Here is an 18,931-nt window from a genome sequence, read left to right on the forward strand (position 1 = left end):
AGGAAGCTTGGGGCAACCGCATCTCTTCCACAAGACGGTTAACGCAGCACCCCGGGGCGCGTTGACAGGGAATGCTCATGAAGGTCGCGACGACACGGCCAACAAAGCACCGGCCGAGACGAACAAACCACCGAAAAGGCGATTCTGCAAACGAATTGCGACCGGGTCATGCAACCACCTGCCCAGATGCACTGCGGCAAGTGCGTACCCGGACATCACCGCCATGTCAGTCAGGCAGAGTGTTGTGGCTATCAACAGGTACTGGGGAATTTGGGGTTCCGCTGGATTGACAAACTGGGGCACCAGCGCACCGATGAATATGATGGCCTTCGGATTGGTCAGATTGACCAGAACCCCCTGCAAAAATAGTCCTTTGCGATGCACTATCGGAGCATTGGCATCGACCGGAATGACCGGCGCCCGCCATTTCTGGATGCCGAGCCAGAGCAGGTAGGCCGCACCCAAAAATTTGACCAGCAAAAATGCTGTTTCCGAGGCGGCCAATAGTGCGCCTAGGCCAAGTGCGACAATCAGCAGATGGAGCAAAATGGCCGACTGAAGGCCAAGAATGGCTGTCAGTGCAGCCCAATAGCCGTGCCGCATGCCGGTGCTCATGCTGATCACCGCGCCCGGCCCGGGGGTCACCGCGATCAGGATGGCCGCCAGCAGGAACCCAAGCCAGACCGCAAGTGTCATTTACGGCGCTGAATCTGCTTGACGTCGCGCACGGCGCCCTTGTCGGCCGAGGTGGCCATCAGGGCATAGGCTTGCAGCGCGGCAGAAACCGTACGTTCGCGATTGACCGGCTGCCAGGCAGCATCGCCCTTGGCTTCCATCGCGGCGCGGCGGATGGCGAGTTCGTCATCGGCGATAGCCAAGTGGATGCGACGATTCGGGATGTCGATTTCGATGGTGTCACCCTCTTCGACCAAACCGATGGCGCCGCCATCGGCTGCTTCCGGCGAAGCATGGCCGATGGAAAGGCCTGAGGTGCCGCCAGAGAAACGGCCATCAGTGAGCAGCGCGCAAGCTTTGCCGAGGCCCATCGATTTCAGGTAGGAGGTTGGGTATAGCATTTCCTGCATGCCGGGGCCGCCTTTCGGGCCTTCGTAGCGGATGACGACGACGTCGCCGGCAACGATTTTTTCGCCCAGAATGGCGTCGACCGCAGCATCCTGGCTTTCGAAGACGCGAGCACGGCCGCTGAATTTCCAGATGGACTCATCGACACCGGCCGTCTTGACGATGCAGCCGTCAAGCGCGATGTTGCCGTAAAGGACGGCCAGGCCGCCCTCCTGCGAGAAAGCGTTGGCCTTGTTGCGGATGCAACCGTGGGTACGATCGAGATCGAGTTCGTTGAAGCGACGATCCTGCGAGAAGGCGACTTGGGTCGGCACGCCGCCCGGGGCGGCCTTGAAAAACTCGTGCACCTTGACGTCGTGTTCGCGGACGACGTCCCAGCGTTCAATGGCTTCCCCGATATTCTTGATATGGACGGTCGGCACATCGCGCGTGATCAGCCCTGCCCTATCCAGTTCGCCGAGGATGCCCATGATGCCGCCGGCCCGATGGACGTCTTCGATGTGATACTTGTCGGTCATCGGCGCGACCTTGCACAGGCAGGGCACGGCGCGCGAAATGCGGTCGATGTCGGCCATCGTGAAGTCGACACCGGCTTCCTGCGCCGTGGCCAGGATGTGGAGCACGGTGTTGGTCGAGCCGCCCATGGCGACGTCGAGGGTCATGGCGTTTTCGAAAGCGGCCTTGGTGGCAATGGAGCGCGGCAGCACCGAGGCGTCATCCTGCTCGTAATAACGCTTGCACAGTTCGACGATCAGGCGTCCGGCACGCAGGAAGAGGTGCTTGCGGTCAGCGTGCGTGGCGACGACGGTGCCGTTGCCGGGCAGGCTGAGGCCGAAAGCTTCGGTCAAGCAGTTCATCGAGTTGGCGGTAAACATGCCGGAGCAGGAGCCGCAGGTCGGGCAGGCGGAACGCTCGATTTCGTCGAGATCGGACTGGGAAACCGTGTGGTCGGCAGCCTTGACCATGGCATCGACGAGATCGAGGTGCACGACGTTGCCCTGGATCTTGACCTTGCCGGCTTCCATCGGTCCGCCGGAGACGAAAATGACCGGAATGTTGAGGCGCATGGCGGCCATCAGCATGCCCGGGGTGATCTTGTCGCAGTTGGAGATGCAGACCATGGCGTCGGCGCAGTGGGCGTTCACCATGTATTCGACCGAGTCGGCAATGAGGTCGCGGCTGGGTAGCGAATACAACATCCCGCTATGGCCCATGGCGATGCCGTCGTCGATGGCGATGGTGTTGAATTCCTTGGCAACGCCGCCGGCTGCCTCGATCTCGCGCGCTACCAGCTGCCCCATGTCCTTGAGGTGCACGTGGCCCGGCACGAACTGGGTGAAGCTGTTGACCACGGCGATGATCGGCTTGCCGAAGTCGCCATCCTTCATGCCGGTAGCGCGCCACAGGGAGCGGGCACCGGCCATGTTGCGGCCGTGGGTGGAGGTGCGGGAACGGTATTGCGGCATGACTCTCTCTCCGTCTGAATCTGGCGCCGATGTCTTGTCATGGCGCGCGAACTATAATCAGCTAATTCTAGCCCACTCTTAACCTTCAATGCTTCTTCACCCGCAGTTCGATCCTGTTGCCTTTTCGCTCGGCCCGCTCTCGGTGCGCTGGTACGGTTTGATGTATCTCGTCGCCTTCGTTCAGTTTATTTTGCTCGGTCGCTACCGGATCAAGAGTCGCCCGTCGATTCTCTCCGTCGAACAACTCGACGACCTGCTTTTCTACGGCATGCTCTGGGTCATTGTCGGTGGTCGCCTCGGGCAAGTGCTGTTCTATGAGCCGGCTTACTACTTGAGCAATCCGCTGGAAATTCTTGCTGTCTGGAAAGGCGGCATGAGCTTCCATGGCGGCTTTCTCGGCGTGCTCGCCGCCATGGGCCTTTGGGCCAACAAGCAAAAGCTCAACTGGTGGGACATCATGGATTTCGTCGCGCCGCTCGTCCCGCTTGGCCTGGCCGCCGGCCGTCTCGGCAACTTCATCAACGGCGAACTGTGGGGCCGCGTCGCCGAGGCCAGCCTGCCGTGGGCGATGATCTTTCCGCAATCCGGCGACATGCAGCCGCGCCACCCGTCGCAGCTTTATCATATCGGTCTGGAAGGCCTCGCCCTCTTTTCAATTTTGTGGCTTTTTTCCAGTCGACCGCAGCAACGCGGTGCGGTGTCCGGCGTTTTCCTGATCGGCTACGGTGCGTTCCGTTTCATCACCGAATTCTTCCGCGAGCCGGATGCCGGCATCTTCGGCCAGTCCTATACGATCAGCATGGGTCAGTGGCTGTCGCTGCCCATGGTGCTGGCCGGCCTCGTTTTGCTGATACTCGCCAAGCGCCGGAAAATTCTATAATTATGGATTACGTTATCCACTACACGACAGGAATCGACTCATGACACGTCCGTTCAAGGTTCTCGGCATCCAGCAAATCGCCATCGGCGGCCCTTCCAAGGAAAAACTGCGCACCCTGTGGGTCGAGAAATTCGGCCTGGAAATCACCAGCACCTTCGTTTCCGAGCGCGAAAACGTCGACGAGGACATCTGCGCCATGGGCACCGGCCCGTTCAAGGTCGAAGTCGACCTCATGCAGCCGCTTGATCCGGACAAGAAGCCGGCTGTGCACACCACGCCGCTCAACCACGTCGGCCTGTGGATCGACGATTTGCCCAAGGCTGTCGAATGGCTGTCGGCCAACGGCGTACGTTTTGCCCCGGGCGGCATCCGCAAGGGCGCTGCGGGTTTCGACATCACCTTCCTGCACCCGAAGGGCAACGAGGAATTCCCAATTGGCGGCGAAGGCGTGCTGATCGAGCTCGTTCAGGCGCCGCCGGAAGTCGTCTCAGCCTTCGCCAGGCTGGCCGCCCAGTAAGCCAAAATGGCTGACATCCCCGAGCACGAACTCGAGGAAACCCGCGCCGCGCTCGCCCCCACGCTGGAGGCGACCGCGGCGATCCTGCCCTGGGTGGCCACGCCCAGAAAGGCGCGCTTCGACCCGAAGCTCAATGAACGCTGGATTGCCGCCAACAAACGGCTTGCTGCAGCATGGTCGGAGCGCCATGGCGACGGCTCCGACGATATTCGACCGGCCGTTTTCGGGCTCTACACCATCGCCATCGAAACCGCCGACGCCAACTGCCTGCGTCTCGGCGAAGCTCTGGCCAGCGCCGCCGACCGCCTTGAAGATGATGCGCTGTCTCCTCGCCTGATCGCAGCCATGAGTGCCGCCATCGAATGCCTGAGCGAAGCAGACGGCCTTGAGCACCCAGCCTTCCCGGAACGTGCCGACCACTTTGCCGGGCGCCTCGAGGCCTGTGCCAAGGCGACCAAAATCGACGAGCGCTCGGCTGTTCTCGACCAACTATTCGTGGATGAAGCCAGCGAGCAAATCCAGTTGATGCACGATGCCCTGGCCACCCTGCCGCCGGATGCCTACGCCTTGACCACGGAGGCGCTCAAGCTGGCCCAACAGGCCGAATTGCTTGAAATCTGGGGCGTCATGCACCTTGCCCGGCAACTCTCGGAATGCATCACACGCAATGCGGCCGACCTTGATAACGCTGCCGTCCGCATGGAAATACAAAATCGGCTGGAAGCACTCAGCACCACCGTTGCCACGGTCAACCGGTAATTTCGACCAAAATTGAAATGTCGTCAGATCGCACCGCAAACGGCGCGCAGCCGTTCGCCAGCGGCACGGGCCTGGAGCTTCGCCTCTTCCGCCTCATATTCGACCAGTGCCAGCGTCACCAGATTGGCCACCGCCTGCGCAAACAGCCCGTGCGACGACGTCCACGGTTGGCGCGATCCGACCTGCTCGAGACAGAGCACTCCCTGCAACTCGCCGCGGATATGAATTGGTGTATCAAGCATGGCCATCACACCATGACAGGGCAGGTAATCGGCAGCAAACTCGGCGGTCAATGGATGAGTGTAGGCATCGTCAGCCGCGATGCTGCTGCCCGCCCGCAATGCCTGGAAGTACAGCGGATACTGGCGGGCATGGATACGCTGGTCTTTGCTGTGGCGCCGCGGCGACAGCTCGAAGAGGTCAAGACAGAGCAGTTCCTGATGCTGGTTGGTGAGCGCCCAGATGCTGACGCGCTCGACGCCGGACATCTGCGCCGCCGACTCGGTCAGGATGCTCAGCATCATGTCGAGCGGCGCCTCCTTGAAATATGCGCCGCGCGACAGGCTGGCAATACCTTCCTGCAACTCCAGCGGCGACATCAGGGTTCTGCCGAGACCCGGATTGACCATGTTTTCCATAAAATTCCGACTGACCAGTCCCAAGGGACAAATATTCAAGTCCGAATTTTAAGAAACTCGGCCTGTTTCGCCCGTGAAATCCTCCACACCTGACAAAAGTAATAGCCGGGGCGCCGCGTTTAATCGGGTCCTGGCGTCGTCTTGAAGATGAAAGCCGCCTTCTGGACTTCGGTAATCCACACCAGCCCGTCACCGTAATGACCGGTCTGTGCCACCTCGGTAATCCGCTGAAAAATGGCCTCGGCCACCTCATCCGGGGCGACGATTTCGACGCGTACCTTGGGCGTGTAATCGGTCAATTCATCCTTGATCTTTGTCCGCGCCGGCACATGGCGCGACGGCGCACTACAGCCTTCGACCTTGGTCACCGTCATGCCGGGAAATCCGGGCAGGACGACTAGCGCATCACGCAAATCCGCCAGTTTGTTGGGGCGAATGACAGCCTTGATTTCTTTCATGCTTCGACCTCTTCATCGTCAAACCAGCGGTAAATGGTGGGCAAGACCAGCAGCGTCAGCAGGGTACAGGTAATCAGGCCACCAATCACCACGATGGCCAGCGGCCGCTGCACTTCGGAACCCGGCCCGCTCGAAAACAGGAAGGGAATCAGGCCGAGCATGGCCACCGTCGCCGTCATCATCACCGGCCGGAAGCGCAGCGTGGCGCCCTCGACCACCGCGTCGCGCACGCTGCGTCCCTGGTCGCGCAGACCACGGATGTAGGACACCAGCACAACGCCGTTGAGCACGGCAATACCCCACAGCGCAATGAACCCCACCGAGGCGGGCACCGACAGGTATTCGCCACTGATAAACAGGCCGATGATGCCGCCGATGGAAGCAAAAGGCAGCACGGTGATGATCAGCGTGGCAAAACGCAGCGAATTGAAGAGCAGGAAGAGCAGGAAGAAAATCGCCGCGATGGTGATCGGGATGATGATCTTCAGGTGACCCAGCGCCCGTTCCATATTCTGGAACTGACCGCCCCACTCCAGATAATAGCCGTCCGGCAGCTTGATCTGGCCATCCACCTTCTGCTGCAATTCGGCGACAAAACTGCCGAGGTCGCGATCCTTGACGTTGACGCCGACGACGATGCGGCGCTTGCCCAGCTCGCGCGAAATCTGCGCAGGGCCATCCATGACGCTGATTTTCGCCACGTCGGCCAGGCGCGCCTGGGCGCCATTGCGCGAGGTGATCAGGATGTTCGAAATTGCCTCGACGTTGTTGCGGAAGCTCTCCGGCAAACGCACCACGCCCGGGAAACGACGTTCGCCCTCGAAGATCTCGGTCGCCACCTTGCCGCCAACTGCCGTCTCCAGCAAATCGTTGACGTCGGAAACGTTCAAACCAAGCCGTGCGATCGCCTGGCGGTCGATTTCAATGGACAAATACTGCTGCCCGCTGATCCGCTCGATACGCAGATCCTGCGCCCCCTCCAAGGTCTGGGCGACCTTGCCGATCTGGCCGGCAATCTTCTTCAACTGATCGAGATCGTCGCCGAAGACCTTGACCGCGATGTCGGAGCGCACGCCAGTGACCATTTCATCCACACGGTCGGAAATCGGCTGGGCCATGACCACTTGCACACCCGGCAGCACCTTGAGCTTCTCGCGCATGGCGTCCTGAATATCCTCCTGCGTCCAGCCGGAAGGCCATTCGCTACGCGGCTTCAGGCTGACGATGGGCGTCGACTCGTTCGGCCCCTGCGGGTCGGCGGGCGATTCGCCGCGACCAACGCCGGACACCGCGGACTTGACGCCCGGCACCTGCATGACCAGACGCATGGCCTCCATTTCCATCTTGATCGACTCGTCGAGCGAGATGTTGGGCACCCGATTGATACCCGGCACGACAGAGCCTTCCTTCATTTCCGGAATGAAGGCGGTGCCGAGGAAAGGCAGCGTACCTACCGTCAGGATGAAGGCGCCAACAGCCAGGATCACCGTCTTGCGCTCGTTGCCCAGCGTCCAGTGGAGCATCTTGAGGTAGCGGCGCTTCATGGCCGCGATCAGCTTGGTGTCGTGGTCACCATCGTGGGCCGGCGGCTTGAGCAGGTAGGTAGACATCACCGGCGTCAGTGTCATTGACAGGACCAGCGAAATGGCCAGCGCGATGGCGATGGTGTAGGCCAGCGGCGCGAACATCTTGCCTTCCATGCCCTGCAAAGTCATCAGCGGCAGGAAGACGAGAATGATGATGCCAACGCCGAAGATGACCGGCGTCGCCACCTCGACCACGGCGCGCAGGATCACCCGCAACTGGCTCTCGCCGCTCTTGGCATGGCGCCCGAGTTGCAGGTAGGCATTTTCGACAACAACCACCGAGCCGTCGACCATCAGGCCGATAGCAATGGCCAGGCCGCCGAGCGACATCAGGTTGGCCGAAATACCCAGCTTGTTCATCGCCATAAAGGTCAGCAACGGGGTCAGCACCAGCGTACCGACGACGATCAGCGATGAACGGACATCACCGAGAAAGAGGAAGAGCACGACGACGACCAGCGCGACGCCCTCAAGCAGCACCTTGGTGACCGTCCACAACGCCGCATCGACCAGTTCCGAACGGTCGTAATACGGCGCGATCTTCAGGCCGTCGGGCAACATGCCCTTGCGGTTGATCTCCTCGACCCGCGCCTTGACCCGGCTGACCACTTCCTTGGCGTTGCCGCCGGCAATCATCATGACCACGCCACCGACCGCCTCGGTCGTGCCGTTCTTGATCACGGCGCCCTGCCGGACATCGTGGCCGATCTGCACTTCGGCGACATCGCGCACGTAAACCGGCACGCCGTCCTTTTCCTTAAGCACGATAGCGCGCAGGTCTTCCAGATCGCGGACCAGGCCAACGCCGCGAATCAGGTACTGCTCGGCGTATTGCGGCAGGACGCCGCCGCCGGCATTGGCATTGTTGCGACCGACCGCCTGATAGACGTCGGCGACGCTGAGCCCGAAGTGGCGCAGCTTGTCGGGATTGACCAGCACCTGATACTGCTTGGCGTAGCCGCCCTGTGAATTGATCTCGGCGACACCCGGAATCGAGCGCAACAAGGGGCGCACCACCCAGTCCTGGGCGACGCGGCGCTTCATCAACTCGTCTACGCTCAGTGTCCGGTCGCCATCATCGGGCCGCTCCAGCGTGTATTGATAAACCTCGCCGAGACCGGTAGATACCGGCCCGAGCACCGGCGTAATGCCTGCCGGCAAGCGCGAACCGACTTCGAGCAGGCGCTCCATGACGAGTTGGCGGGCGAAATAGACGTCGGTCTTGTCATTGAATACCAAGGTGATCAGCGACAGGCCCGGCTTGTTCAGCGAGCGCATCTCCTCCAGCCCGGGCAAGCCGGTCATCGCGACCTCAAGTGGCACCGTGGCAAAACGCTCGACCTCTTCCGGCGAACGGCCGGTGGCCTCGGTGGCGATCTGGACCTGAACATTGGTCACATCGGGGAAGGCATCGACCGACAGCTTGCGCGCCGCATCGAGCCCGAAGAAGAAAAGGACGGTCGCGATCACCGCGACGATCAGGCGCTGCTTGAGCGCCCCACGGACGAGGGACTCGATCACGATCCCTCCATTTCCTTGCGATTACGCTCGTTATTCAGGTGGAAAGCGCCATCGACCACCAGCTTTTCACCGCCCTTGAGGCCGGAGACAACAACGCGCACGCCCCCCTGCTCAGGGCCCAGCTTGACCTTGGCCAAACGGAAGGCACCATCGCCCTCGGCGATAAAAACGTTGTCCTCATCATTTTCACGAACGACTGCGCCGGCCGGTATGACCAGGCGATTCACCGGCTTGGCTTCAATCAGCATTGAAGCCAGCATGGCCGGTTTGAGGCGGCCATCGCGGTTATCCAGTTCGGTACGAACCAAGACCGTGCGCGTCTCCGGGTCGATGGTCTGACCGACAAAAATCAGCTTGCCGACCAGCTTTTCATGGCCCAGCGCCGGCACTTCGATGCTCACCGACTGCCCGGTCTTGACCTGGCTGACCTGCTGCTCAGGCACCTGCGCAACGGCCCACAGGCGCGACAGATCGGCGACGACAAACAGGGAATCGGCGGGTTGCACAACCTGCCCCTGCGCCAGCTTGCGTTCAACGACAACGCCATTCAAGGTCGCCACGACCGGCGTCACGGAATTGACCTCGCCCTGCTTGCCCAAGCGGTCAATGGCCGCCGGACCGACGCCCAGCAACTGCAATTGATCGCTGGCCGCCCGCGTTTCAGCCTTCGAAATCTGGTATTCGCTTTCCCGACGCTGCAACTCGGCCGCACCGATCACGTCTGCCTCAAACAAGGCCTTGGCGCGTTCGGCATTGCGCCGATTCAGCTCCAGCTCGGCACGTGCCTTGAGATAAGCCAGTTGCTGGCTGGACAACTCACTGCTGTTCAACTTGGCGAGAATTTCACCCTTTTTGACACTCTGACCAAGCAGGGCGTCGATATCCGTCACCCGGCCGGTTACCGTCGCACCAATGCGGGCCAGACGCTGTTCGTCAAAATCGATACGCCCGCTGACGCGCAGTGTTTCAGCCACGGGCTGGGTGCTGACGTCGCTCAATTTAAGCTGATCGAGCAACTCCGGCGAGGGCGTAACGCTCAAGGGGTCGCGCACCTGCTGCGCGGCCGATTTGTCATTCTCCTGATTACAGCCGGCCAGTGTTGCCACGGTCAACAGCAAAAATAGGGCTTTTTTCATTATTCTTTTCCTCCGGGGATCGCCCGTAGTCGTTCAATTTCTACCCAGGCCGAAGCCAGTTCGTAACGTGCAGTAATCAATTCGGCGCGCGCGGCGCGGAAAACCCTTCGCGCATCGAGCACTTCAAGAAAACCACGTTCGCCAAAACGATAGGCCGCTTCAGCCACCTTCACGGCTGCTTCGGCCTGCTTGAGAATGCCGGACTCCAGCGCGACAACCTGAGCCTGGGCAATCTCATATTGCTGGAAGGCGATTTCAAGCTGCTGGGCCAGCGAAAACTCCTGCGCGGCCAACTCATGACGAGCCCGCGACAACTGTGCCGAGGCTTCGCCCACCGGGCCGCTACGGCGGTCCCACAAGGGAATCGACACGACAACACCAAGCTTGTTGGCGCGCATATCGGGATCTTCTTCCATGCCAGCCTTCAGCGCCACATTCGGCCAGCGCTGGCGTCGTTCGAGATCGAGTTGATGCTGGGCGCGCACCATTTCGGAGCGTGCGCGCGCCAAATCCGGGCTGGTTTGAGCCAATTGCTTGAGCAAGCTGTCGAGCGGCGGTAGTTCCGGAACGTCTCGCAACAGGCCGCGCAGGGCAAAGTCGGCGGGCAACGCGCCTCCCACACTCTGGCGCAATTGCGAGCGTGCCTGCTCACCGCGAAATCCAGCCGCCTGGGCCGTTTTCTGAACATTCAGCAACTCGGCATCGGCCTTGATCAACTCGAAACGCGGCGCCTCGCCGGTTTCCACCCGCAGCGCGATACGTGAGCGCACACTCTCCATGGCTGCCAAATCTTCACGCGTATTGCTCAGTTCAACATCACGCCGCAAGACCTCGAAATAACTCAGACGCAGGCGGGCCACCGTATCCGCCTCAAAGGCCCTGACCGCTGCCGTCGTCGATTCCAGCCCGGCCTCTGCCGCGCCAATCCGCGCTGACCGCCGCCACGGCATATCAAGCGGCTGGGTTAGCGTAACGCTGCGGGCATCACCGGTATTGCCACCCACCCCGCGGCTGCGCGATGTCCCGCCAAGATATTCCAGTTCGGGGTTGGGAAAGGCGCCGGCGCTATCGACCGCGTAGCGTGCCGCAGTGATCTGGTCGCGTGCCGACAGTACGGCTCGGCTGGACGACAGCGCCAGCGCCTCTAGTTTCGGCAGATCGAATTCGGGCTGCGCGATAGCTAGCGTCGCGCTCATGCCCAAAGCGAAGGTGAGTATTTTTGTGCAATGCATCATAAAATTTACTTAGCAAACCGCGTGCCATTGGCTGGCTACGGTCAACGACCTCCCAAGGCAGCAATACGTTCTTCAAGCGGCGGATGCGTCGAGAACAAGGCCATCCAGCTGCTACCACCAGCGATGCCCGACGCGGCCATGTTCTGTGGCAACGGCTCGGTATGCAGGTTGCCCAAGCGACGCAGCGCGTTTTGCATCGGCACCGGCGAGCCCATCAGGCCAGCTGCCCCGGCGTCGGCGCGGAATTCGCGCTGACGCGAGAACCAGGCGACGATGATGCTGGCGAGCAGGCCGAAGACGACTTCACAGATCATGCTCGTCACCATGTAGCCTATGCCCGGGCCAGTGTTTTCGCTGTCGCCGCGGCGCAGGAAGCCATCGACTACGTAGCCGACGATGCGCGACAGGAAGACGACGAAGGTATTCACCACGCCCTGGATCAGCGTCAGCGTGACCATGTCGCCATTGGCGATGTGAGCAACTTCGTGGGCCAGAACAGCTTCGGCTTCGTCACGCGTCATGCCCTGCAACAGGCCGGTCGACACCGCGACCAGCGAACTGTTTTTGGTGGCGCCGGTAGCGAAGGCATTCGGCTCGCCGTCGTAGATGGCAACTTCCGGCATCGGCAGGTTGGCGCGCTTGGCCAGTTTGGCGACAGTGTCGACCAGCCACATCTCCGTCGACGAACTCGGCGCCTCAATGACCCGGGCGCCGGTGCTCCACTTGGCCATGGTCTTCGACATGAGCAGCGAAATGAAGGCGCCACCGAAGCCGATTACGGCGGCGAAGACGAACAGCATGCCGACATTGAGACCGTTGGCCGTCAGGAATTTATTGACGCCCAGCACGCTGGTCGCCACGCTGAGAACCAGCATGACGGCGAGGTTGGTGGCGAGAAAAAGCACGATGCGTTTCATTATCAACTCCTCGAAAGAGAAACAGGCGGATGTTATTGCATTGCAACAAACTAAAAAACGAGAGCAAAATGGAAATACTCTTCGATTTTTTCTGCAGAACTCATGACGCCACTTAACTATAAACATCTTCATTATTTCTGGGTCGTCGCTCAGGAAGGCAGCATTACCCGGGCGGCCGAACGCCTGGGCGTAGCCGTCCAGACAATCAGCGGCCAGCTCTCGCTACTTGAAAGGCAACTCGGCAAAGCCTTGTTCCACAGCCAGGGCCGCGGCCTGGTCCTCAGTGAGGCCGGGCGAGTGGCGCAGGGCTACGCCGACCAGATTTTCCAGCTTGGCGAGGCGCTGACCGAGGCCGTCGAGAACAGCGGTAGCGAGTCCACACTTCGCTTGCGCGCTGGCATTTCCGACGGAATTCCCAAACTTCTGGCTTACCGCCTGCTTTCGACTGTGACCAGCATGCCGGCCGATGTCCGGCTGATTTGCGACGAAGGCGAATTCGATACCTTGCTCGCCGACCTCGCCCTGCACCGACTCGATGTCGTGCTGACCGACCGGGCAGCCCCGGTCAGCGCCAATCTCAAGGTGTTCAGCACGCCACTCGGTGATTTCGCTACCGGACTGTTCGCGACGCAAGGGCTGGCCGAGCAGTACCGCGAAAATTTCCCGAAAAGTCTGGACGGCGCGCCACTGCTCCTGCCCACCCGCCACAATGCGCTGCGTGGCCGCATCGACCGTTGGCTGGAGAATTCGAACATCCATCCGAAAATCGTTGGCGAATTCGAGGACAGTGCCTTGCTGACGACCTTCGGGCGCGGCGGTCTGGGCATTTTCCCGGCTCCGCTGGCGCTCGCCGAGCAAGTGGCCAGCCAGTTGCAAGCCGTGCCGCTCGGCGCCATGAGCGGGGTCAGCGAGCACATTTACGCCATCTCCAACGAGCGGCGCATCCGCCACCCGGCCGTCGAGGCGCTTTGCGCCGCCGCGCCGCAAGTCGTGATTGAGCCAAGGGTATAATTTCCACCCCCCAACGCAAAACAAAGTCCAAAACCAATGTCGCTGTTCCGCAAGACCACCCTTCTCGCCCTGAGTTTCGCTTTCGCCGCCCAGGCGCTGGCCCAGCAATTGCCCGTTCCCCCGTCTCTGGCCGCCAAATCGTGGCTGCTGCTGGAAATGGGATCGAATCAGGTGTTGACCGCAGAAAAATCCGACGAGCGCCTTGAACCGGCTTCGCTGACCAAGCTGATGACCGCGTACCTGACTTTCGCCGCCCTGCACAAGAAAACGCTGGCACTAGAACAGCCGCTGCCGGTCTCCGAAAAAGCTTGGCGCACCGGCGGCTCGAAGATGTTCGTCCGCGTCGACACGCAAGTACCGGTGGAAGACCTGATCAAGGGCATGATCGTCCAGTCGGGCAACGACGCTTGCGTCACGCTGGCCGAAGGTATTGCCGGCAGCGAGGAAAACTTCGCGCAGATGATGAACCGCGAGGCGCAACGCCTGGGCATGAATGCCTCAAGCTTCCGCAACTCGACCGGCCTGCCCGATCCGGAGCACTACACCACGGCACGCGACCTTTCGTTACTGGCCAGCGCCCTGATCCGCGACTTCCCCGAGGAATACAAGAAGTATTACTCAATGAAGGAATACACCTATAACGGCATCACCCAGCCCAACCGCAACCGCCTGCTCTACATCGACCCCACCGTCGATGGCGTCAAGACCGGCCATACCGAAGCCGCCGGCTACTGCCTGATTTCCTCCGCCCTGCGCGACAAGCGCCGTCTGCTCTCGGTCGTCCTTGGCACGTCTTCGGACAGTGCCCGGGCCAGCGAGTCGCAGAAACTACTCAACTGGGGCTATATCTCCTACGACTCCGTGACCCTTTTCGCCAAGGATCAGGCGGTTGCCACGCTACGTGCCTGGAAGGGCGCACAGAGCGAGGTCAAGGCCGGCTTTGCCAACGACCTGTCAATCGCCGTGCCCAAGAGTTACGCCGACAAGGTCAAGAGCGATTTCGTCGCCGAACCACGCCTGATCGCCCCGATCGAGGTTGGCCAGAAACTGGGCGTGCTTAAAGTCAGTATCGACGGCAAGGTTTATGGCGAATATCCGGTCGTCGCTCTTGAAAATGTGCCGCTCGGCAACATCTTCATTCGTATCCTCGACACCATCCGACTCTGGTTCAACTAAACCCATGACGCCCTACGTCGCCGATCCCGTTTACCTGAACGGCCAGTTCAAGCCGCTGGCCGAAGCGGGCATTTCGCCGCTCGACCGCGGCTTTCTGTACGGCGACGGCGTCTATGAAGTAATCCCCGTCTATTCGCGCCGGGTATTTCGTGTCGATGAACATCTGAAACGCCTGCAGGCGACGCTGGACGGCATCAAGCTGGCCAATCCGCTGACGGCTGACGGCTGGAAGGCCGTCGTCCTCAAGCTGATCGAAACCGCCCCGTGGGAAGACCAGTCGATCTACCTGCAAGTCACGCGCGGCGCCGACGACAAACGCGACCACGCTTTCCCGCCGGCCAGTGTGCCGCCGACGGCTTTCGCCTTTTCTTCGCCGCTGGTCACCACGCCGGCCGACATCCGCGCCAAGGGCGTCGCGGCGATCACCGTGCCCGACCTGCGCTGGTCGCGCTGCGACCTCAAGGTCATCTCGCTGCTCGCCAACGTGCTGGCCCGCCAGCAGGCCGTCGAGCAAGGCTGCGCCGAAGCGCTGCTGATTCGCGACGGCTTCATGAAGGAAGGCGCGGCCTCAAACATTTTCATCGTCAAGGACGGCGTGCTGTGCGCCCCGCCCAAGACCCACCTGATGCTACCGGGCATTACCTACGACGTGATCCTCGAATTGGCCGAATCCCACGGTCAACCGGTAAAAATCGCCGAAATTGAAGAAACTGAACTTCGTGCCGCCGACGAGGTCTGGATGACCTCATCGACAAAAGAAATCCTGGCGATCACCACACTCGACGGCCAACCAATCGGCACCGGCCAGCCCGGCCCGCTGGCCGGACAGATGTGGCAGTGGTACCAGGACTTCAAGAACACCGTAATGCGCAAAGGCTGAAATGGCTTCGTACAAGGACACCCTCCTCGAATTCCCCTGCGAGTTCCCGCTCAAGATCATGGGCAAGGCTGACGACAGCCTGGCTCAGGTCGTCCTCGACATCGTCACCGTGCACGCCCCTGATTTCGACGGCGCCAGCATGGAAATGCGCGCCAGCTCGGGTGGCAACTACGTCAGCCTGACGTGCACCGTCATCGCCACATCCAAGCCGCAACTCGATGCGCTATACACCGACCTCAGCGGTCACCCGATGATCAAGGTCGTGCTGTAAGTGTTTCCTGTCGTCAAGCGCCTGGGGCGGGTCGATTACCAACCCACCTTCCAGGCCATGCAGGATTTCACGGCCTGCCGCACGGCCGAAACCCCTGACGAAATCTGGATTGTCGAACACCCCCCCGTATACACGTTGGGCCAGGCCGGCAAGCCGGAACACATCCTCAAGGACGTTGGCATCCCCGTCGTCAAGATCGACCGCGGCGGCCAAGTCACTTACCACGGCCCTGGTCAGGTCGTGCTCTACCTGCTGCTCGATCTCGCTCGCCTGAAAATCAAGGTGCGCGAACTGGTCACCGCCATCGAACAGGCCGTCATCGACCTGCTGGCCAAATACGGCGTGACGGCCGAACGCCGCGATGGCGCCCCCGGCGTCTACGTCGGCGAAGCCAAGATCGCCGCGCTCGGCCTGCGCATCCGCAACGGCTGCAGCTACCACGGCGTCTCGCTCAATGTCGATATGGATCTTTCCCCCTTTGCGGCGATCAATCCCTGCGGCTATGCTGGCCTGAAGGTCATCCAGACCACGGACTTCAATATTCCGCTCACCGCTCACGAGGCTGGTGAGCAACTCTCTCAACACTTGCTACAGCAACTGGACAAATAGAAATGGCTGAAAAAGGCGTCAAGCAAAAAGGCGAACTGAAAACCGCACGCATTCCCATCAAGATCGTGCCGGTCGACACCCCGTTGCGCAAACCCGAGTGGATACGCGTCAAGGCCGGCAACAGCGCCGGCCGCTTCGGCGAAATCAAGTCCATGCTGCGTGAAAAGAAGCTGCACACCGTCTGCGAAGAAGCCACCTGCCCGAACATCGGCGAATGCTTCGGCCGCGGCACGGCGACCTTCATGATCCTCGGCGACATCTGCACCCGGCGCTGTCCGTTCTGCGACGTCGGCCACGGCCAGCCGCTGCCGCCCAACCCGGACGAACCGCGCGAACTAGCCGAGTCGGTCGCCGCCCTCAAGCTCAAATATGTCGTGATCACCAGCGTCGACCGCGACGACCTGCGCGACGGCGGTGCCCAGCACTTCGTCGACGTCATCCGCAACACCCGCGAGCTGTCGCCAGCCACCACCATCGAAACACTGGTTCCCGACTTCCGCGGCCGCATGGATGTCGCCCTCGACGTTCTCGGCGGCGCCCTGCCCGACGTCCTCAACCACAACATGGAAACCGTACCCCGCCTCTACAAGCAGGCCCGCCCGGGCGCCGACTACCAGCACTCGCTCGAATTCCTCAAGCAGTTCAAGGCGCACTACCCGAACGTCAAGACCAAATCCGGCCTGATGGTCGGCCTCGGCGAAACCGACGAGGAAATCCTTGAAGTGATGCGCGACCTGCGCGCCCACGATGTCGAAATGCTGACCATCGGCCAGTATCTGGCGCCGTCCGGCCACCACCTGCCGGTGACGCGCTACGTCCATCCCGACATCTTCAAGATGTACGAGGAAGAGGCCAAGAAAATGGGCTTCACCGGCGCCGCCTGCGCGCCGATGGTCCGTTCCAGCTACTGGGCTGACGAGCAGGCACACAGCGCCGGCGTCGCCTGATGTTAACTAATGCAACTGGATGAGAATATTCGCAAGCCAGTGATAATTTTCACAAGGTCGTTTGAGTTAAATTACGGCAGAACCCTTGTTTAGCATTCTTCTTGCCCGTTGTCCGTAGGCAAACTTTATGGAGAGCCAGCTATCAGCGGCACTTTGGCCCGTCCATCCCAGGCCGATGGATGGGGAGGTATTGTCTTCATGGTTGCTTAGGATTGCAGAAGGAAACGGCCTAAACCTTTCTTGTCTGGTAGAACTCGGCCTACCGAAAGTGGCCAATACCTGTATTGACATAGATTTGATTGACGATGCCGAGTTCTTTAAAACTCTATCGACGCGATCCGGCATTGACCAGACACTTGCGATGTCCACAGGATATGCCAACGACAACGGGGCACGTCGCTCCCGCCTCAAGCCTAATGATTTTGTATGGGTAGTACCTATTTTTCTGGAAGGAAGCAGTGAATCAAGAAAAAAGGCGCCTGTTCCTTTCTGCCCATCTTGCCTGACTAGTGGTGATATTCCCTATTACCGGAAGATTTGGCGCTATGCTTTTTATCCTGTTTGTCCAAAACATGGACTACTACTGGACCATTGTCCGACCTGTGGCCATCCGTTTTCGTATGCTGGAACTGATCGGCAGCCTAGTCAACATGGACTCCAAGGCAACCGGTGTTTAGGTTGCCGCCGGATTTTCAAGCGCTCAGCATGGAAGGAACACGATCCTTTACTTGAGAGAGTTGCTGAAATTGAGCACTTGATCATTCACGGCATAACTAGCGGCTGTATATCAATTGCAAATCACCCGCCCCTACCCATTGCAAATTTCCTCAGTGGATTTCGTGATCTGGTCTCCTTTGTCTCGCTCCTCCCTTCTATCCAAAAAACAGAAAATTGGATAGTACCCAGTCTCGGTAACCTCCCATACCCCAGCCAAGAGTGTTTAGGGCAAGGTAACTTTGAACGCCGCTCTCCAATCGCCAGGGCGTGGTTGCTGGCTTTAGCATTTCGCTTATTTGAGGAATCACTTCCTCAAATAATCGCCGAACGGTGCGGAGTAGATATTAATTCGCTACTCTAGGCCCGGCGACAACACCAAATGCCCCTTTGAAGCGCCCGGTGGAACTCACATCTCGATCCAGAGATGGTCGATCTTGATATCGTTCAGATCACGATCCCGTTTGTGCTCCGACTGGAGCATGGCAGTCATTGATGCGGCATCGTGCTGTGTAAGCTTGAGCTTATCGGCAACTGACCAACCTACTACTGAGGCAGTCTCTAAATCGTCAATCCATTGATCAAGCTGAGCGTTCCAGGCAGGAATAGACTGCTCTTGAACGTAGCCAATCATTGCGGCGCGATTGTGTGATGCACCATGATGGCCGGCTTTAAATCTCTGAATGCCTCCAGTGGTACTGAACCGACTGTAGAGATATTCTCTTTCATCGCGATCGACTCCAGCTGGAGTTGGCAGCCTTTTGCATTCGATCGGAAGAAGAGTCTGATATTCGGTGTATCTGCGACCTTCAATCCAAATGACGGAATCACGAGGCGCCACGGTTAGATCGATTGCGCGGCGGCCGTCCGCTTCATCTGGTTCTTCCCGCTTAAATTGAAGGAAGTCCCAACCGACTGTGCGGTGACTCGCGCTATTGAGGCGAGAGCACAGTTGAGCTGTGAGTTTGGTTTCGCCTGTTTGAGCCGGCCTCACCGAGTCGTCGCGCCAACCTGGCAAAACACCGCTAATGAACCTTATCAGAGATTCAAACCATTCTTCAGGCAGGAGTACTCCGGGATTAAGCACTCCCGCCGCCAACTGACGTTCTCCTTGATCTGCGAGCATG

General features: G+C 60.1%; 19 protein-coding genes. 10 read left to right on the top strand and 9 right to left on the bottom strand.

All coding sequences use genetic code 11. The features are described 5' to 3' along the window. Positions 1-75: 75 nt before the first annotated feature. Together rhtB and ilvD are read right to left on the bottom strand one after the other, a co-directional pair. On the bottom strand, positions 76-696 hold the full coding sequence (rhtB, locus tag AC07TV_RS10815; protein ID WP_494648358.1) for a homoserine/homoserine lactone efflux protein: 621 nt from the start codon (positions 694-696) through the stop codon (positions 76-78). Then, positions 693-2,549: a dihydroxy-acid dehydratase gene (gene ilvD / locus AC07TV_RS10820; RefSeq protein ID WP_494648359.1), complete on the bottom strand. Its 1,857-nt coding sequence runs from the start codon at positions 2,547-2,549 to the stop codon at positions 693-695. Before ilvD ends, rhtB begins: the two co-directional genes overlap by 4 nt. A gap of 88 nt (positions 2,550-2,637) precedes the next feature. Between ilvD and lgt the strand changes: the two genes are divergently transcribed. From lgt to AC07TV_RS10835, 3 genes are read left to right on the top strand one after another with little or no spacing between them, the layout of a single operon-like run. Then, on the top strand, positions 2,638-3,429 hold the full coding sequence (gene lgt / locus AC07TV_RS10825) for a prolipoprotein diacylglyceryl transferase (RefSeq protein WP_494648360.1): 792 nt from the start codon (positions 2,638-2,640) through the stop codon (positions 3,427-3,429). A 40-nt stretch (positions 3,430-3,469) separates the two neighbouring features. Further along, entirely contained in the window at positions 3,470-3,946 is a 477-nt protein-coding gene (locus AC07TV_RS10830; protein ID WP_494648361.1) for a VOC family protein, read from the top strand. A gap of 6 nt (positions 3,947-3,952) precedes the next feature. Further along, positions 3,953-4,705 (top strand): hypothetical protein, encoded by a 753-nt coding sequence (locus AC07TV_RS10835; protein ID WP_494648362.1) that lies wholly within the window; start codon positions 3,953-3,955, stop codon positions 4,703-4,705. Positions 4,706-4,728: 23 nt separating this feature from the next. On the opposite strand, the gene AC07TV_RS10840 is transcribed toward AC07TV_RS10835, so the two are convergent. The 6 genes from AC07TV_RS10840 to htpX form a co-directional block, all read right to left on the bottom strand. Beyond that, positions 4,729-5,343, bottom strand: coding sequence for a GAF domain-containing protein (locus AC07TV_RS10840; protein WP_494648363.1), 615 nt, complete (start codon positions 5,341-5,343; stop codon positions 4,729-4,731). Between the two features lie 119 nt (positions 5,344-5,462). Next, positions 5,463-5,801 carry a P-II family nitrogen regulator gene (locus AC07TV_RS10845; RefSeq protein WP_494648364.1) on the bottom strand — a complete coding sequence of 113 codons (339 nt, stop codon included), beginning with the start codon at positions 5,799-5,801 and terminating at the stop codon, positions 5,463-5,465. Further along, on the bottom strand, positions 5,798-8,908 hold the full coding sequence (locus AC07TV_RS10850; RefSeq protein WP_494648365.1) for an efflux RND transporter permease subunit: 3,111 nt from the start codon (positions 8,906-8,908) through the stop codon (positions 5,798-5,800). The genes AC07TV_RS10845 and AC07TV_RS10850 overlap by 4 nt, the downstream gene beginning before the upstream one ends. After that, the gene (locus AC07TV_RS10855; protein ID WP_494648366.1) at positions 8,905-10,044 is read right to left on the bottom strand and encodes an efflux RND transporter periplasmic adaptor subunit; all 1,140 of its coding nucleotides are present in this window, start codon (positions 10,042-10,044) and stop codon (positions 8,905-8,907) included. The genes AC07TV_RS10850 and AC07TV_RS10855 overlap by 4 nt, the downstream gene beginning before the upstream one ends. After that, positions 10,044-11,240: a TolC family protein gene (locus AC07TV_RS10860; RefSeq protein ID WP_494648367.1), complete on the bottom strand. Its 1,197-nt coding sequence runs from the start codon at positions 11,238-11,240 to the stop codon at positions 10,044-10,046. Before AC07TV_RS10860 ends, AC07TV_RS10855 begins: the two co-directional genes overlap by 1 nt. Before the next feature lie 80 nt (positions 11,241-11,320). Beyond that, a complete protein-coding gene (gene htpX / locus AC07TV_RS10865; protein ID WP_494648368.1) occupies positions 11,321-12,196 on the bottom strand; it encodes a protease HtpX in 876 nt (291 codons plus the stop codon). 102 nt (positions 12,197-12,298) lie between these two features. Between htpX and AC07TV_RS10870 the strand changes: the two genes are divergently transcribed. The 7 genes from AC07TV_RS10870 to AC07TV_RS10900 all read left to right on the top strand — a co-directional run bounded on the left by AC07TV_RS10870 (position 12,299) and on the right by AC07TV_RS10900 (position 18,168). Then, positions 12,299-13,207, top strand: a complete 909-nt coding sequence (locus AC07TV_RS10870; RefSeq protein ID WP_494648369.1) for a LysR family transcriptional regulator — start codon at positions 12,299-12,301, stop codon at positions 13,205-13,207. Positions 13,208-13,243: 36 nt separating this feature from the next. Further along, a complete protein-coding gene (locus AC07TV_RS10875; protein ID WP_494648370.1) occupies positions 13,244-14,383 on the top strand; it encodes a D-alanyl-D-alanine carboxypeptidase family protein in 1,140 nt (379 codons plus the stop codon). Between the two features lie 4 nt (positions 14,384-14,387). Then, positions 14,388-15,263 (top strand): D-amino acid aminotransferase, encoded by an 876-nt coding sequence (locus AC07TV_RS10880; protein WP_494648371.1) that lies wholly within the window; start codon positions 14,388-14,390, stop codon positions 15,261-15,263. 1 nt (position 15,264) lies between these two features. Continuing rightward, positions 15,265-15,534 (top strand): YbeD family protein, encoded by a 270-nt coding sequence (locus AC07TV_RS10885; protein WP_494648372.1) that lies wholly within the window; start codon positions 15,265-15,267, stop codon positions 15,532-15,534. Beyond that, positions 15,535-16,143, top strand: a complete 609-nt coding sequence (lipB, locus tag AC07TV_RS10890) for a lipoyl(octanoyl) transferase LipB (RefSeq protein WP_494648373.1) — start codon at positions 15,535-15,537, stop codon at positions 16,141-16,143. 2 nt (positions 16,144-16,145) lie between these two features. Further along, positions 16,146-17,090, top strand: a complete 945-nt coding sequence (gene lipA / locus AC07TV_RS10895; RefSeq protein WP_494648374.1) for a lipoyl synthase — start codon at positions 16,146-16,148, stop codon at positions 17,088-17,090. Positions 17,091-17,217: 127 nt separating this feature from the next. Further along, on the top strand, positions 17,218-18,168 hold the full coding sequence (locus tag AC07TV_RS10900; RefSeq protein ID WP_494648375.1) for a TniQ family protein: 951 nt from the start codon (positions 17,218-17,220) through the stop codon (positions 18,166-18,168). 45 nt (positions 18,169-18,213) lie between these two features. Here the strand turns inward: AC07TV_RS10900 and AC07TV_RS10905 are convergent, their stop codons facing one another. After that, entirely contained in the window at positions 18,214-18,930 is a 717-nt protein-coding gene (locus AC07TV_RS10905) for a hypothetical protein (protein WP_494648376.1), read from the bottom strand. Position 18,931: the final 1 nt, after the last annotated feature.

This window comes from Azonexus sp. GW821-FHT04F04 (assembly GCF_059420025.1).

Bases quoted from the DNA above. Each gene is read 5' to 3' on its own strand.
- rhtB (WP_494648358.1), bottom strand. From the start codon at position 696: ATGACACTTGCGGTCTGGCTTGGGTTCCTGCTGGCGGCCATCCTGATC.
- ilvD (WP_494648359.1), bottom strand. From the start codon at position 2,549: ATGCCGCAATACCGTTCCCGCACCTCCACCCACGGCCGCAACATGGCC.
- lgt (WP_494648360.1), top strand. From the start codon at position 2,638: ATGCTTCTTCACCCGCAGTTCGATCCTGTTGCCTTTTCGCTCGGCCCG.
- AC07TV_RS10830 (WP_494648361.1), top strand. From the start codon at position 3,470: ATGACACGTCCGTTCAAGGTTCTCGGCATCCAGCAAATCGCCATCGGC.
- AC07TV_RS10835 (WP_494648362.1), top strand. From the start codon at position 3,953: ATGGCTGACATCCCCGAGCACGAACTCGAGGAAACCCGCGCCGCGCTC.
- AC07TV_RS10840 (WP_494648363.1), bottom strand. From the start codon at position 5,343: ATGGAAAACATGGTCAATCCGGGTCTCGGCAGAACCCTGATGTCGCCG.
- AC07TV_RS10845 (WP_494648364.1), bottom strand. From the start codon at position 5,801: ATGAAAGAAATCAAGGCTGTCATTCGCCCCAACAAACTGGCGGATTTG.
- AC07TV_RS10855 (WP_494648366.1), bottom strand. From the start codon at position 10,044: ATGAAAAAAGCCCTATTTTTGCTGTTGACCGTGGCAACACTGGCCGGC.
- AC07TV_RS10860 (WP_494648367.1), bottom strand. From the start codon at position 11,240: ATGAGCGCGACGCTAGCTATCGCGCAGCCCGAATTCGATCTGCCGAAA.
- htpX (WP_494648368.1), bottom strand. From the start codon at position 12,196: ATGAAACGCATCGTGCTTTTTCTCGCCACCAACCTCGCCGTCATGCTG.
- AC07TV_RS10870 (WP_494648369.1), top strand. From the start codon at position 12,299: ATGACGCCACTTAACTATAAACATCTTCATTATTTCTGGGTCGTCGCT.
- AC07TV_RS10875 (WP_494648370.1), top strand. From the start codon at position 13,244: ATGTCGCTGTTCCGCAAGACCACCCTTCTCGCCCTGAGTTTCGCTTTC.
- AC07TV_RS10880 (WP_494648371.1), top strand. From the start codon at position 14,388: ATGACGCCCTACGTCGCCGATCCCGTTTACCTGAACGGCCAGTTCAAG.
- AC07TV_RS10885 (WP_494648372.1), top strand. From the start codon at position 15,265: ATGGCTTCGTACAAGGACACCCTCCTCGAATTCCCCTGCGAGTTCCCG.
- lipA (WP_494648374.1), top strand. From the start codon at position 16,146: ATGGCTGAAAAAGGCGTCAAGCAAAAAGGCGAACTGAAAACCGCACGC.
- AC07TV_RS10900 (WP_494648375.1), top strand. From the start codon at position 17,218: ATGGAGAGCCAGCTATCAGCGGCACTTTGGCCCGTCCATCCCAGGCCG.
- AC07TV_RS10905 (WP_494648376.1), bottom strand. From the start codon at position 18,930: ATGCTCGCAGATCAAGGAGAACGTCAGTTGGCGGCGGGAGTGCTTAAT.